Origin of the sequence: Photobacterium angustum, from assembly GCF_003026365.1 — a bacterium.
GTDB lineage: Bacteria > Pseudomonadota > Gammaproteobacteria > Enterobacterales > Vibrionaceae > Photobacterium > Photobacterium angustum.
In genome coordinates, this window is the sequence record NZ_PYOM01000013.1 from 130,469 (window position 1) to 146,191 (window position 15,723).

A 15,723-nucleotide genomic window follows, 5' to 3' on the forward strand; every position below is an offset into this window, starting at 1 on the left:
CATAATGCTGACCTATTAGTCATAAATGTAATTTGATAATGGGGTAATCCTTTATTTCGCAATCAATGCTAAATTTGCGAATCGAATTATCAAACTAACTCTAACCTATACTATCGTCAGTTTTGCTTGAGTCTTGATAGATAAATTTGTTTAGGGGTCAATTGTTTGATCGCTGCATCAAAAAAACACGAAAACGTGAAATTTTTTCTCTATTAAATCTTTAAAACAACGTTCAATATTGCGCAATAGAGTTGACTGACGCATACTCACTAGCTAAACAAATAACAATGAGTTGATGGAGTCAGAAATGGCGGAAGAAACTATCTTCAGTAAAATTATTCGTAAAGAAATTCCAACTGATATTTTGTATCAAGATGACTTAGTCACAGCATTTCGTGATATCAATCCTCGTGCGCCAAGCCATATCTTAATTATTCCAAATAAATTGATTCCAACAGTTAATGATGTGGAAGCCGATGATGAGTTGATGATGGGGCGTATGTTTACTGTTGCCCGTAAATTAGCAGAAAAGGAAGGCGTGGCAGAAGATGGTTACCGTTTGATCGTTAATTGTAACCCTTATGGTGGACAAGAAGTTTACCATATCCACATGCATCTATTAGGTGGGCGTCCTTTAGGACCAATGCTAGTTGGCTAGTCATAACGTACTAATAACGTTATGTAATGGATAATAATTATCCCCAGATAGACAGAAAGCTTGAGTATCTTTAATCTTCTCGTTGGGTATACGATAAGTGGTGTGATATTCAGGCTTTTTTATTGCGATAAATTGATTATATCAGCAGCTTTTATCTATCACTTTATTGGTAATCGTTGCTTACTAACATTAAAATCTAACGTATTGCTATGTAACGGTAAATTCCGATATTAGATTCGTTAGTAAGAACTTGTGGGTCATAGCAAAACGCACGATCATAAGTGAGTTTCTTATAATGTTACTTAGAAATTTGATTATCACTCTATTAAGAGGCATGTAATGAAGTATGTAATGGCATTATTTTTAGCATTAATTATCACTGGATGTAGCAGTGATCATGCTGGTATTAGTATCGAAAACAGTAATCAAAATGTCGTTATTGGTAACTCTGTTCTAGCACGTAGTTTAGTTTTTAAAGATGCCCATATAACGAAAGTTAATGGTTTAATGCAAGCCTCTGTTGAGGCAATAAACAAAGTTAACACAGATCTGAACTTGCAATACCGTTTTTATTGGTATGATGGCCAAGGTTTAGAGATCAGTGGTAGTGTATCACCATGGTATTCCGTTGCTTTGGCTGGCAACGGTAAAGTAATATTACAAGGTGTTGCTGATAAAGTTGAAGCTACCCAATATCGTATTTACGTTCGTCGAGCATTATACTGATTTAATACAAAATATTGTTAAGGTAAAACAATGAAAAAAAGCGTTCTTACATTATTAGCGGCATCTTTATTATTAGGTGGTTGTGCCCAAACTATCGATTCTGTGAATTCGCATTTACCTGAAACTCCATCGGTAAATTTTGGCTCTAATGATCTTGATAATACGGCATCGGACTTAACAACAAAGATGTTGTCATCACCGGCTGTATCTTCAATTACAGCAGGCGGTAAGCATCCGATTGTGATTGTTGATAATATTCAAAACAATGCCAGTGGACATGTTGATACTAAGTCGCTTACTAACACGATTAAGTCTAAAATTTCACGTTCGGGTAAATTCAACTTAGTCGATAAGTCTCGCGTTGATGCGGTGCGTAAACAAATGAACTTTAGTGAAAATGATCGTTTTGTTAATCAAGGGACTGCGATTCAATTTGCTAAAATGACAGGTGCGCAATACATGCTGTATGGTTATGTAAGCAATACTAGCAAGTCTGAAGATGGTAAAAATGTACCTTTTTATAAAATGACCATGCGTTTGATGGATACAAACTCAGGTTCAATTGAGTGGGCTGATTCAGGTTTAGCGCCTAAGAGTGAATCAGACTCTCAAGGTTGGTAATTTAGCCTAAATAATCTGGTAGCAATGTTGAAATTATAATGAAAGATAACGAGAGTTTTGATCCTACATTATTGTCTTTTTTACCAGATGCACAATTTCTAACAGCGAGCCCATTAGCGGGCGGTTTAACCAATCGCTGTTGGAAATTATTCCTGTATCATCCTTCAAATAATCAATCTTCCCATTACGTGTGGCGACCATTAACGGGCACGGCTCAAGCTTTTGGTATTAATCGAACGCATGAATATCAGTTATTACGTTTAATTGAACATTCTGAATTAGCGCCAAAACCCTATGCATTGTTAGACACTAATCTAAATAATAATGAACAAGTATTAATTGTTGATTGGCTTGAAGGTGAACAAGCAGATCAACGATTTACCAATCAGCAACTGTGCCAACTACAAGCGCGAATTCATGCTTTACCGCTTCCCATCCATCGATTAGATATTAAGCAACGTATTGATCATTACTGGCAAACAATTCCTGTTGATTTAAAATCAAAACAATTAATGTCTATTTATTATTATTTTGATAACCAGAAGATTCATCATTACTTTCCTGATACCTGCTGTCATTTTGATTTAGGGCGTTACAATATTATTGTCCCTAATGACTGTGACCAATTAGTTGTTGGGATGAGCGCTAAAGTTATCGATTGGGAATATGCCTGTGCAGGTGATCCTTCTCTTGATTTAACCATGACTATATTAGCTAATGCACTTAGCCCTGAAAAAGCAGTGAAAGATTATTGTTTGGCTAGAGAAGAGAAGACCACTTCGGAATCTACTGAGACATTAAAGTGGTTAGAGGCTGTTAATTACTGGCAGCCTTGGTGTGAGTACCTAGCATTACTGTGGTATTTAGTTGGTTACAAAGTTTGGCATGATGATGACTATTTACAGCAAGCCAAACAGCTAGAGATCAAGTTAAAAAGCATGGGTATATAGAGACGTTATATTAAGTGTGAAACGTTTGTACAAGGAGATGTACTGATGTTGAAAAGAACGATAAGCATAATCTTTATTTGTGTGATGTTATCTGGTTGCACATTTAAATTGGTATACAATTCATTAGATTTCTGGATTGATTATTACTTATCAGATTATCTTGATTTGGACTCTCAACAACAGGATGAGTTAGAGCAAGGTCTTGAAACTGCACTTGCACAACATCGACAGCAACAATTAGCTGTATTTCATAAGTTAATTTCTGCCTTACAAACGGATCTTAAAAAACCTTTAACAGCAGAACAAATTGCCAATTATCATCAGCGTTTTACGCAAGCAGGCGAAGCATCAGCTCTGGTTTTTGTATCACCGATCATTGATGTTATTAAAACAATGAGCCCTTCACAAATTACAGCCAGTATCCAAGCGATTGAAAAAGAGATGGCTGAGCGACGTGAAGAGCGTTTATCTAAAAGTCCACAGCAACGCCTTGAAAATCGCTATGATGAACTTGAAGATAAAGCTCAAGACTGGATTGGACGTCTAACTAAGCAACAAAAACAGCTCATATTAAGCTTAGCGAAACTGCAATTACAGCAATCCACAATGTTTCAAAACATAACAACAGATAACTTGTCACAATTAAAAACGATATTAAAACAACGTAATAATGAGAATTTTACATCGAGTATCGAACAACAAGTTAAAAATATTCTTTCTCTTAAAAATGCGCTTTATCAAACTCAACTCGATGAGTATTTAGCTCAGCGTTTTGCCATCATGAAACAGTTAAATGGGAGTTTAAGTCCACAGCAGTTACGCCACTTACAAGGTGAATTAACGTCACTTAGAAAAGATATCGCGACGTTAATACAAAAGAAGTAGCGCTGAACGGGTATTTTCAATGTGCGTAGTTTGCAAAGAAGATCATAGTTTTCATTATTACCCTGTTAAACCATAAAGAAAGTGGTAGATTTATAACGTCCAATTCAAGGGCACGGATGATTTTAAACTTTAGCGAGAGGGAATTGATATGATTATTTATTTACATGGCTTTGACTCAACAAGCCCTGGTAATCATGAAAAGGTATTACAGTTACAGTTTATCGATTCTGATATCCGCTTTGTAAATTACAGTACTCTACATCCAAAGCACGATATGCAGCATTTACTAAAAGAAGTTCATAAGTTAGTAGACGAGAATAAAGATACAAAGCCACTTATCTGTGGGGTTGGGTTAGGGGGCTATTGGGCTGAAAGGATTGGCTTCTTATGTGGTATTAAACAAGTCATTTTCAATCCAAATATTCATCCAGAAAATAACATGGAAGGACGCATTGATCGTCCAGAAGAATATACTGACATTATGACGAAATGCGTTAAAGATTTTCGTAAAAAAAATGCAGGTAATTGTCTTTGCATACTTTCAACTAATGACGAAGTATTAGATAATCAGACTACAAAAGATGAGCTAGATCAATTTTATGATATAGTGTGGGATGAAAATGAAACACATAAGTTTAAAAAGATCTCGCAACATCTACAAAAAATAAAAGCGTTTAAAGCGCAATAATAACGAAACATACTACCTCCTACACCATAGACGGGTCATAGATCCGTCTACCTACACATATGTTGCTTTACAGGCTTCAGATTTCTTTTTGCCTAGCGGTTTGCGTATAAAACAGACCATAACAAACAGCCTGCTATGCAATGAGGTATTTGTCGTTTTAAAAAAATTTATAAAATTAGTGAGGAAGTCATTTTGAATCGAATTATTGTTGTTGGCGGCGGTGCTGGTGGTTTAGAACTTGCGACAAAGCTTGGACGTACCCTAGGTCGTAAAGGCCGCGCAGAAGTTACTCTAGTGGATCGCCGTGCGAGTCACTTGTGGAAACCATTGCTACACGAAGTAGCAACAGGTTCATTAGATGCAGGCGTAGATGCTATTAGCTATCGCGCACATGCAAAAAACCACCACTTTGATTTTCAAATGGGCTCGTTAGAAACGATAGATCGTGAAAATAAAACGATCACACTTGCTGCATTATTTGATAAGCAAAACGAACTGTTATTACCTGAGCGTACATTGGAATACGATATTCTTGTGCTAGCGATTGGTTCTACATCGAATGACTTTAACACTCCAGGTGTACGTGACCACTGTATTTTCCTTGATAGCCCAGAGCAAGCTCACCGTTTCCGTACTGAAATGAACAACCAATTCATGAAGTTACATGGAAACAAAGATCAAAAGACAGTTGATATCGCAATTGTTGGTGCAGGTGCAACTGGTGTTGAATTATCAGCAGAGCTTCACAATGCAGTACAAGAATTACATAACTACGGTTTTGGTGACTTAGATAGCTCTCGTCTAAACGTAAACCTAGTTGAAGCTGGCGATCGTATTCTTCCTGCACTGCCTCCGCGTATTTCTCAAGCGGCGCATAACGAGTTAACTAAGCTTGGTGTAACCGTACGTACAGGTACTATGGTAACTAAGGCTGATGAAACAGGTTTAACCACAAAAGATGGTGATCATATTCCAGCACAAATCATGGTATGGGCTGCCGGTATCAAAGCACCTGATTTTATGAAAGATATTGCAGGGCTTGAAACGAACCGTATTAATCAGTTAGTAGTTAAACCAACGCTACAAACGACCCGTGATGATGATATTTATGTGATTGGTGATTTGGCATCTTGTGTGCAGGAAGATGGTTCATTTGTTCCACCTCGTGCGCAAGCGGCACACCAAATGGCAAGTCGTTGTTTCTCAAATATTGTTGCGAAAATCACAGATCGTGAACAGAAACCGTATGTGTATAGCGATCATGGCTCATTAGTATCACTAAGCCGTTTCTCAACTGTTGGCAGCCTAATGGGTAACTTATCAAAAGGTTCAATGATGGTAGAAGGGCGCATAGCACGTATGGTGTATATCTCACTATACCGTATGCACCAAATGGCGCTACATGGCATGTTTAAAACAGGACTTATTATGTTAGTAAGCCGTATTAACCGTGTACTTCGTCCAAGCTTAAAGCTGCACTAAGTTAGTGATAGTGGTTTAATTAGTGACATAAAAAACGCCAGCATTTTTGCTGGCGTTTTAGTTTATATCTGTTTTCTATTAGTTGATTTTAAATAACTCAACATCAAAAATGAGCACTGAGCCAGGTGGAATGCTACCTGCACCGTTATTACCATAAGCTAGATTAGCTGGAATGAAGAAACGCATTTTTTCACCAACAACCATATGTTGTAAGCCTTCCGTCCAACCTTTGATCACACGGTTAAGTGGAAATGAAATTTTTTCACCACGATCGACTGAGCTATCAAACACAGTGCCATTAATTAAAGTACCGTGGTAATGCACTGTTACGCTATCTGTCGCTTTAGGGTGTTCAGTCCCTGTTCCTTTTTGTAAAACAAGGTATTGCAGACCAGAAGGCGTCGTTTGTACGCCTTCTTTTAATTTATTTTCCGCAAGAAAAGCTTCACCTTGTTTGATGTTTTCAGCAGCAACTTGCTTATTGTTGTATGAACGATAAAGGAAGAAAGCGAGTAATACGGCAACAATAACGGCAATAACAATTTTGGACACAATAGTTTCCTTACAAATGAATTTCTTGCATCTTACCACTGTGTCGTTTTTCTAACAGCATGAAACTGTAAAGAATGTTGTGCTTAATCGTTTAATGGTGACACATATTGGCAATGTTAGTCGTAACGATGCCATCTGTAATTGTCACTTTGTTCTTAGTAACAAAAAATTCTAACAATTGTTCAATCGTTAAATCTTTTAACTTACAGGTGTAAAACGTCGCATCAGCGCCGTAGCTATTCGCAATTTTTTCTTTCAATGTTTCTATTGTGTACGGCTGTTGAGATTCGATCAGTAAATTAAGGATATCGTGAGCGTGATATGTATTCATCGGGGAGTTGTCCTTCAAGATTGTTTACGAATACAGCATAAGTGAAGGACATAAAGGAAATGTTGATGTGTGATAATAAAGTGTATCTTAAATGCAGCTTTTTAATTTAAGTGAATAAATCGCTTGGTACTAGCGAATAAACAAGACCATCAAGCGGTTTATTATGATAATAAATGCGATTACGCGCTTCACATTCAAATTTAGCATTGCACGCTTTTGCTGTTTTTTGGCTTGCATAATTATCGATATGCGTAATGATTTCTAAGCGCGTTAAACCCAACATTTGAAAAGCAAATTGTACGGCTGCAATATTCGCTTCAGTCGCAAACCCTTGTCGATGACAACCTGTTTTTATCCAATAGCCTAAGTTTGCACTATTGGTCATAGGAATAATCGCACTAAGAGAAACTGTCCCAATAAACGCATCATCAAAGCGACTAAAGATGGCAAATTCATAGCTAAAATCGGTTTGCCAGCTGAGTCGACTTGCACTTATCCATTCATGGGCATCATGTTGATCAAAGCTATTATCACACCATTCAAGCCATGGACTTAGTTCATTAACTGAGTCATGTACGGCTGCGAGAAAATCATTGAGATCAGCATTTTTAAATGGGCGGAGAATGAGCCGAGGAGTAGAGATTTCGAAATCAAGTTTCATAGCTATCCTGCCGAAATTGGGGAAGTATGTAAATATAAAGTACTGACCTTGCTCGGTCAGTACTTTAGAGGATGGTTTACTTACACCATGTGCTGACGAAATTGTTCAAGAAGATCTTCAAGGAACTTAATTCGCTTTTTACGATCACTTTGCTCAGCAATTATTTTCAGTTTTGTTGGGCCTTCCATTCTGAAAATATTTGGCTGGGTTTGCAGTAAACCAACAAGGAAGGTTGGATTGATTGCTGCATTTTGATCAAATTCGAAATAGCCGCCTTTTTCACCGTTCTCGATTTTCTTAATACCAAGCGTTGCTGCTTTAAGTTTGACACTGTTTACTGTCAGTAAGTTCGATGCCGCTTCTGGTAATAAGCCAAATCGGTCAATTAGCTCGACTTTAATTTCGTTTATCTCGTTGTCATCACTAGTACTTGCGATGCGCTTGTAAAGTGATAAACGCGTATTAATATCAGGGATGTAGTCATCAGGTAGTAGTGCTGGAATACGTAACTCAACTTCTGTTTGCTGTTTAAGTAGATCATCTAACGAAGGCTCTTTACCTTCTTTTAGGGCTTCAACGGCTTGTTCTAACATTTCCATAAAGAGGCTAAAGCCAACCGACTGAATTTGACCACTCTGTTCGTCACCAAGTAATTCACCAGCACCACGAATCTCTAAATCATGGGTTGCTAACGTAAAGCCTGCACCAAGATCTTCAAGAGAAGAAATGGCTTCAAGGCGTTTCACCGCATCTTTCGTCATACGCTTTGGATGTGGTGTTAATAGATAAGCATAAGCTTGGTGGTGAGAACGACCAACACGACCACGTAATTGGTGTAACTGAGCCAAGCCAAGATTATCTGCTCGATCCATAATAATGGTATTAGCGGTAGGGACATCGATACCAGTTTCAATAATTGTGGTACACACAAGTACATTAAAACGTTGGTGGTAAAAATCGCCCATGATCTTTTCTAGTTCACGCTCGCGCATTTGCCCGTGAGCAAAGGTGATACGGGCTTCAGGGATCAACTTTGCTAAATCTTCAGTGGTCTTTTCAATGCTATCGACTTCGTTATGCAGGAAGTAAACCTGACCACCACGGCTGATTTCACGTAGCACTGCTTCACGAATAACGGCATCATCGGATTGGCGAACAAATGTTTTGATTGCTAAACGACGAGCCGGTGGCGTGGCGATAATTGAAAGATCGCGCATCCCACTCATTGCCATGTTTAATGTACGAGGAATCGGTGTTGCCGTTAAGGTTAAGATATCGACATTGGCACGAATCGCTTTGATTTTCTCTTTCTGACGAACACCAAAACGGTGCTCTTCATCGACAATTAATAAGCCTAAATCATGGTAGTTCACACTGCTGTTTAGTAGCTTATGAGTACCAATTAAGATGTCGATTTTACCTTCTTCGACATCCGCTAAAATTTGTTTTTGCTCTTTTGCTGTTTTAAATCGAGATAATACCTCTACACGCACAGGAGTATTTGCAAAACGGTCACGGAAGTTTTCAAAGTGCTGTTGTGCCAATAGGGTAGTTGGCACTAACACAGTTACCTGTTTGTTATTATCAACGGCCACAAATGCAGCACGCATAGCGACTTCCGTTTTACCAAAGCCCACATCACCACAAACAAGGCGATCCATAACCTTGGTTTGGCACATATCAGACAGGACAGCGTTAATTGCTAAGGCTTGATCGTAGGTTTCTTCATAAGGAAAACCTGCGCTAAATTCAGCGTACGCCTCACGATCTAGGGTAAATTTAACGCCTGGTTTTAACTCGCGTTTAGCGTAAACATCCAGTAATTCAGCCGCGACATCACGTACTTTTTCTGCTGCTTTTCGGCGAGCCTTAGACCATGTTTCGCCACCTAATTTATGAATAGGTGCGGTATCTTCAGCACCACCTGAGTAGCTACTAATTAAATGCAGTGATGCAACAGGAACATAGAGTTTAGCGCCACCTTGATATTCCATTGTCACATACTCGGTTTTAATACCGCCCGCTTCAAGGGTTTGTAAACCTTGGTAACGTCCAATACCGTGATCAATATGAACGACAGGTTGCCCCACTTGCAGTTCAGCAAGGTTACGGATGATCGTATCGGCATTGACCGTGGTTTTTTTATCATCTCGACGGCGACGTTGAACAATACGTTCACCAAGTAAGTCACTTTCACACAAGAACGCAACAGCGGGATCATCAAGAATAAAGCCATTTTCAGCCGAGCCGATAACAAGGCTATGTTTGGTCGGGTTATCAAGGGCTTCATCTAAGGTTTTACAAACCAATGGACGGACTTTGATCCGTGCTAATAGATCTAGCAGTGCTTCTCGACGACCTTCAGAGGCAACAGAGAAAATGACTTTGCCTTGGAATTGCTCATCAAAGCGTCTTAGTTCAGCAAACGGTTCTTTAAGTTGATGATTAATCGTGATACTTGGGACGGGTTTTAATTCTGGATTAAAACGGCCAGCTTTTTGGCTATCGACAGGCTCAGACTGAATACGAACACGAGGCAGGTTTTTAAAGCCTGTGAACATTTCATCTTTTGTTAGCCATAGCTCTTTAGGTTCAAGTAAAGGACGTAATGGATCAACACGGCGTTGATCGTAACGGTATTCAGCATCGGCTAAAAAGCTATCAACGGCAGGCTCTAAATCACCTAACGTGATAAGTAAAGACGTGTCAGGTAAGTAATCAAATAAGGTTTCTGTTTTATCAAAGAACAGCGGTTGCCAATATTCAATACCTGCAGGCCATGTGCGTTTGCTGACTTGTTGATAAATAGATTCTGGTTCACGACGAGCTTCAAAACGTTCACGCCAGCGCATGCGGAAATTCTCAACTGCGATTTCATCAGTTGGGAACTCATGTGCAGGTAATAAATCGATACTATCAATTTCACCGGTAGAACGTTGGTTATCTGGATCAAATTGACGAATAGAGTCGACTTCATCGTCAAAAAAATCGATACGATAAGGAGATTGACTTCCCATTGGGAACAAATCGAGTAAAGAGCCTCGGCTGGCATACTCGCCATGCTCCATTACTTGATCGACATGACGATAACCTGATACTTCAAGTTGTAGGCGCAGTTTTTCAAGTGACATTCGATCGCCAGCTTTTACGATTAAAGCATGCTGGTGGATGAATTCTCTTGGGGTTTGACGCTGAAGCAAGGTACTGATCGGCACCAAAATAATGCCAGATTTTTGACTTGGCATTTTGTATAAACGCGCTAAACGTTCTGAAATAATATCTTGGTGTGGCGAGAAATTATCATAAGGCAGAGTTTCCCAATCAGGAAAAACGTTTACCTCAACATCACAAAATTGCGTGATTTCTGGCTGAAGTTTTAAGGCTGTTTGAGTATCAGGTACCACCGCAAGAACAGGGCCTTTGTGTGATGCTGCAACTTCTGCAAAAGACAGTGCAAGGGCTGCACCCTTGATATTACCGATATAACGGTTATCCCCAGCCTTACTAGGTAAGGGTATAGAAAGTAAGTGTTTATTATTCATCGTTATTATTTAATTGTCGTTGTTGAGCACGTTGGCGTAAAAGTTTTTGCTGGCTATATAAAGCGGCGCGGATCAGCAAATCTCGATCATCTTCAAGCAAACGGGTGTAACGCAATTTAATGATAAATTGCTCATCGCTAGCAATACTTTCGGTGACTTCAGCGTAGCAAAAAATAGCAGCGGCTGGGTAATCTAAAAACAGTTTCACTCTAACATTAGTGCCAACCTGATAGGAAGATGAACTGGTAAAACTAAGGTTACTTGCGCCAAAAGTTAAGGTAGTAAAACGATAGGTAGGATCATCTTGCTGCGATAAGACATAAGACAGTAATAGATTAATTTTACTGTTTTGTGCTGCAAGGTAATCCACTAATGCTTGGGTTTCATTTTTATTGAAACTGGCGAATAAACGATCGGCATTGTCTTCTAACGTCGAACACTCGCTGGCAATACGAAATAAAGGCGGGATTTCTGCATTGAAATCTTGTTCGTCAGGTACGCTTTCATTAGATGATAAACGTTCAACGTTAATAGTAAGCCCTAGCTGGACTGAAAAATACTCATCTTGTTGTGTCATAACGCACTCACTGTGAATAAATCCTATTTCAAACTAATAATAGGAGCGGATGTCATAACTTACAGCCACAGCATATAAAGCTTGATTTAATTGAAGTGATTATTACTTAGCAATCATGCTAGAGCAAGAAAAGCGGCGTAAGTGTTTATCATTTAGTCACTGAATTTACATTACATTTACCATGTCGGATGGTAATTGGTGATGTGAACGAGTATTCTTTACCAACCTAATAAAGGAGTGGTTTCTCAATCCTATGTTTCATCCAGTTTCTTTTTTTATTGGCTTACGTTATTTACGTGGTCGATCAGGCGATCGTTTTAGTCGCTTTGTCTCTTATATGTCTACAGCCGGTATTACTATTGGTGTAATGGCGTTAATTACCGTTATGTCTGTGATGAACGGCTTTGAAGATCAGCTAAAAGGTCGAATTTTAGGTGTTCTACCGCAAGCCGTAGTATCTAGTGCAGATGGACGAGTACCGTTATCAGAAAACGCACCAGAGGCGTTAAAACAATTACCACATGTGACAGATGTAACGGCGATCACACGTGGTGAAGCGATTATTCAAAGTGCAAACTCTATTGCCGCAGGCACGATGATTGGTATTGAACCTAATCAATATGATCCCATCTCACGTCATATGATGGTGGGGCGCTTAAGTGATCTTACTCCTGGAAGTTTTAAAATTGTTATTGGCCAAGCGTTGGCCGTTGAATTAGGTGTTCAACCTGGCGATAAAATTCGTTTAATGGTGACCAGTGCAAGTCAATTTACTCCAATTGGTCGTATGCCGAGCCAACGAAAGTTTGAAGTTTCAGGTATTTATGACACAGGATCTGATGTTGATAAACAATTGGTATACACCAATATTTCAGATGCAGGACGTTTGTTACGCTATAAACAGGATCAAATGACAGGTTGGCGTTTATACCTTGATGATCCATTCGTTGTTCCTGAATTAGCTAAATTGAAATTACCCAATGGTTGGACGTGGTCTGATTGGCGCGAGCAACGCGGTGAACTTTTCCAAGCTGTAAAAATGGAAAAGAATATGATGGGCTTGATGCTTGGTTTGATCATTGGTGTGGCGGCTTTTAACATTATTTCTGCTTTAGTGATGGTGGTGATGGAGAAACAATCTGAAGTCGCAATATTAAAAACCCAAGGTATGACTCATCGCCAAGTTTTGACGATTTTTATTGTTCAAGGTGCAAGTAGTGGTGTTATCGGTGCATTATTAGGTGGTTTGCTCGGCGCGTTAGTCGCGCATTATCTTAATACCATTATCTCTGTTTTAGGTGTTGATTTAGCATCGATCGGTGGCACATTACCAACCGTGATTGAACCGCTGCAAATTATGTTTGTTATTTTAGGCGCTATAAGCTTGAGTTTATTAGCGACTGTTTTTCCTTCTTATCGTGCGGCCGCTGTCCGTCCTGCTGAGGCTCTTCGTTATGAATAATGCGTTGTTATCTTGTCACCAACTTTGTAAAACCTATAAAGAAGGGCAGTTTGAGACAGAAGTTTTAAAGAAAGTTGATTTAGAGATTGCTGACAATGAGTTGGTCGCTATCGTGGGATCATCAGGCTCAGGGAAAAGTACACTGTTGCATATTTTAGGGGCATTAGATGCACCCACTGATGGAGAAGTGTTCTTTAAAGGGCAGCGCTTAGATATTTTAAGTGCGAACAAACAAGCTAAAATTCGTAATCAAGAAATTGGCTTTGTATACCAGTTTCACCACTTACTCGCGGACTTTACTGCCGTTGAAAATGTCGCTATGCCGTTGTTAATTGGCGGCAAAAGTGTTAGTCAAGCGCGGACATGTGCACAAGATATGCTGTCTTTAGTGGGGCTTAGTCATCGTTATGAGCACCGTCCTTCGGAATTGAGTGGTGGTGAACGTCAACGTGTCGCCATTGCGCGTGCTTTAGTTAACAATCCTTCTATTGTTTTAGCTGATGAACCTACGGGTAACCTTGATCATAAAACAGCATTAGAAATTTATGACTTAATGCGTAAATTAAATGCAGAATCAGGTACTGCATTTTTAGTCGTTACTCATGATAGTGAATTAGCGGCAAAGCTTGACCGTTGTATGCATATGCAAGATGGCGTGTTATCTCAAGTCGTTGTGGAGGCTTAATGTTTCGCCCTCTTTCTTTATATATAGGTAGTCGTTTTAATCGTTCGAAAAAACGTAACCGAATGGTGTCATTTATTTCAATGTCATCCATGTTAGGCATTGCCGTCGGTGTTGCGGTGATCATTGTTGGTTTGTCAGCAATGAATGGCTTTGAACGTGAGTTACAAACCCGTGTGTTATCTGTGATCCCACAAGGTGAATTACAGGCGGTTGAGCCTCCTTTAAATAATTGGCAACCGCTAGTTCAACAAATAGAAAAACATCCGGATGTGACAGCGGCTGCGCCTTATGTTGAATTCACAGCATTACTTGAAAAAGGCACAAAGCTAAAAGCTGTCGGTGTTCGAGGTGTTAATCCTCAAGAGCAACTTAAAGTAAGTGAATTACCGCGCTATGTTTTAAATGATGCATGGAGTAAATTTACCGCAGGTAAAAAAGAAGTCATTTTAGGTCAAGGCGTTGCTAAAAGTCTTAACGTGAAAGTGGGGGATTGGTTAACCGCAATGATCCCTAATGCTGATCCCGAAATGACCCAGCTTCGGGCTCCTCATCGTATTCGATTACAAGTGGCGGGTATTTTAGCGCTTGGAGGGGAAATCGATCATAAACTGGCGATAGTGCCATTGGCTGATGCACAAAAGTACATGGATATGGGACAAGGTGTCTCTGGTATTCAAATTAATGTGGATAAAGTACTAGAAGCGCAGCGTATTGTTAAAGAAGTGGGGAATACTCTTCCCGTCTATGTTTATCTGAAAAGTTGGACGCAACAATATGGCTACATGTACCGTGATATTCAGTTAGTTCGTACGATTATGTATTTAGTCATGGTATTGGTTATCGGTGTTGCGTGCTTCAACATCGTTTCAACTTTGATGATGGCTGTGAAAGATCGAGCTTCTGATATCGCTATATTAAGAACCATGGGGGCAAGTGATCGCTTAGTAAAATCCATCTTTATTTGGCATGGCGTATTATCTGGTGTGTTAGGTAGCGTGATGGGGTCAATATTTGGTTGTTTATTGGCTGTTAACTTAACTCATATTGTTCGAGTAATAGAAAAGATAATTGGTCACCGGTTCTTATCGGGGGATATTTATTTTATTGATTTCCTACCAACTCAGTTAGCCTATAAAGATGTGCTAATTGTATCTATAACAGCAATTATACTCAGCCTTGTAGCTACTTGGTATCCAGCTCGTCGAGCTAGTAGTTTACAACCCGCCCGAGTATTAAGCGCGAAATAGTCTTGTTACATTATCTTTATTAAACGGAGCCACATTGGCTCCGTTTTTCTATCTATAGATTAAGCTACACATATTCTTCTAGTGTTAACATTTCGCTTTTCAATGAAGTTTAATTGTGACTGTTAAATCATAATAACTGGAAGTACTGTTATTTTTGATATGTGTTTAAGCGATCTTGCTATCTTATGAATAGAGAGAAGTCGCTATTATCATATGATTAAAATCAACGTCATTATTTAATAAAAATAGTTGAAGTCTCTTACGTGATAAAAATAAAGAACAATAAATATTATAGATAAATAGCTCTCTTTTAAGTTTTATTGGTGATTATTTGGTCGATATATAAATAATATTCAAGAGATTGTGAATTTTATTTTCATTTTATTTTTCACAATGCTTTTTTATTTAGCATGTTGCTTGTTTTTTGCGCTCTCATGGGTGGGTTCAACTGAAAAATTGAACCTTTTTACTTATAAGTTGTGAATGGTGTTCATTTGAAAATTAATTAAGTTGTTTCATTTAACAGGCATGAAACTGCGTGCTAATTTTGTCGCCACTGATTTATGGATACAAGTTGTCGTATACGGATTGTTACTTCTCGATTTAAGTAACCTTACGCAGCAAAGGGATTGCACTTAAGTGGGCTACTTGTTTAA

15 protein-coding genes are annotated in these 15,723 nt (G+C 38.9%); 10 read left to right on the top strand and 5 right to left on the bottom strand.

The window, feature by feature from the left end; translation table 11 throughout:
• The first annotated feature begins 307 nt into the window (after positions 1-307).
• From hinT to CTN01_RS14620, 7 genes are all read left to right on the top strand, one after another.
• Complete coding sequence (gene hinT / locus CTN01_RS14590; RefSeq protein WP_005367093.1) at positions 308-658, top strand: purine nucleoside phosphoramidase; 351 nt, start codon at positions 308-310, stop codon at positions 656-658.
• Between the two features lie 351 nt (positions 659-1,009).
• Positions 1,010-1,384: a YcfL family putative periplasmic lipoprotein gene (locus tag CTN01_RS14595; protein WP_236690237.1), complete on the top strand. Its 375-nt coding sequence runs from the start codon at positions 1,010-1,012 to the stop codon at positions 1,382-1,384.
• Positions 1,385-1,414: 30 nt separating this feature from the next.
• Positions 1,415-2,005, top strand: coding sequence for a penicillin-binding protein activator LpoB (gene lpoB / locus CTN01_RS14600; RefSeq protein ID WP_045083020.1), 591 nt, complete (start codon positions 1,415-1,417; stop codon positions 2,003-2,005).
• A 38-nt stretch (positions 2,006-2,043) separates the two neighbouring features.
• Complete coding sequence (locus CTN01_RS14605; protein WP_045083019.1) at positions 2,044-2,955, top strand: phosphotransferase; 912 nt, start codon at positions 2,044-2,046, stop codon at positions 2,953-2,955.
• Between the two features lie 45 nt (positions 2,956-3,000).
• Positions 3,001-3,840 (top strand): DUF6279 family lipoprotein, encoded by an 840-nt coding sequence (locus CTN01_RS14610; protein ID WP_045149626.1) that lies wholly within the window; start codon positions 3,001-3,003, stop codon positions 3,838-3,840.
• A 148-nt stretch (positions 3,841-3,988) separates the two neighbouring features.
• Positions 3,989-4,528: an alpha/beta hydrolase YcfP gene (gene ycfP, locus CTN01_RS14615; protein WP_045131816.1), complete on the top strand. Its 540-nt coding sequence runs from the start codon at positions 3,989-3,991 to the stop codon at positions 4,526-4,528.
• A gap of 192 nt (positions 4,529-4,720) precedes the next feature.
• A complete protein-coding gene (locus tag CTN01_RS14620) occupies positions 4,721-6,010 on the top strand; it encodes an NAD(P)/FAD-dependent oxidoreductase (RefSeq protein ID WP_045083017.1) in 1,290 nt (429 codons plus the stop codon).
• Between the two features lie 78 nt (positions 6,011-6,088).
• Here CTN01_RS14620 and bamJ read toward each other — a convergent pair whose 3' ends face one another.
• From bamJ to CTN01_RS14645, 5 genes are all read right to left on the bottom strand, one after another.
• On the bottom strand, positions 6,089-6,562 hold the full coding sequence (gene bamJ / locus CTN01_RS14625; RefSeq protein ID WP_005367112.1) for a BamJ family beta-barrel-assembly machinery protein: 474 nt from the start codon (positions 6,560-6,562) through the stop codon (positions 6,089-6,091).
• Positions 6,563-6,653: 91 nt separating this feature from the next.
• Positions 6,654-6,893: a YecH family metal-binding protein gene (locus CTN01_RS14630; RefSeq protein WP_045127147.1), complete on the bottom strand. Its 240-nt coding sequence runs from the start codon at positions 6,891-6,893 to the stop codon at positions 6,654-6,656.
• Positions 6,894-6,999: 106 nt separating this feature from the next.
• On the bottom strand, positions 7,000-7,554 hold the full coding sequence (locus tag CTN01_RS14635; RefSeq protein WP_005367115.1) for a GNAT family N-acetyltransferase: 555 nt from the start codon (positions 7,552-7,554) through the stop codon (positions 7,000-7,002).
• Positions 7,555-7,634: 80 nt separating this feature from the next.
• A complete protein-coding gene (gene mfd / locus CTN01_RS14640; RefSeq protein WP_107342183.1) occupies positions 7,635-11,096 on the bottom strand; it encodes a transcription-repair coupling factor in 3,462 nt (1,153 codons plus the stop codon).
• Positions 11,089-11,673 carry a PilZ domain-containing protein gene (locus CTN01_RS14645; protein ID WP_045149627.1) on the bottom strand — a complete coding sequence of 195 codons (585 nt, stop codon included), beginning with the start codon at positions 11,671-11,673 and terminating at the stop codon, positions 11,089-11,091. The genes mfd and CTN01_RS14645 overlap by 8 nt, the downstream gene beginning before the upstream one ends.
• Before the next feature lie 253 nt (positions 11,674-11,926).
• Between CTN01_RS14645 and lolC the strand changes: the two genes are divergently transcribed.
• The 3 genes from lolC to lolE are packed head-to-tail and all read left to right on the top strand — an operon-like array spanning position 11,927 to position 15,067.
• Positions 11,927-13,135 (top strand): lipoprotein-releasing ABC transporter permease subunit LolC, encoded by a 1,209-nt coding sequence (gene lolC, locus CTN01_RS14650; RefSeq protein ID WP_045127144.1) that lies wholly within the window; start codon positions 11,927-11,929, stop codon positions 13,133-13,135.
• Positions 13,128-13,820 (top strand): lipoprotein-releasing ABC transporter ATP-binding protein LolD, encoded by a 693-nt coding sequence (gene lolD, locus CTN01_RS14655; RefSeq protein WP_045083012.1) that lies wholly within the window; start codon positions 13,128-13,130, stop codon positions 13,818-13,820. The genes lolC and lolD overlap by 8 nt, the downstream gene beginning before the upstream one ends.
• Positions 13,820-15,067, top strand: a complete 1,248-nt coding sequence (gene lolE, locus CTN01_RS14660; RefSeq protein WP_045149628.1) for a lipoprotein-releasing ABC transporter permease subunit LolE — start codon at positions 13,820-13,822, stop codon at positions 15,065-15,067. The genes lolD and lolE overlap by 1 nt, the downstream gene beginning before the upstream one ends.
• Positions 15,068-15,723: the final 656 nt, after the last annotated feature.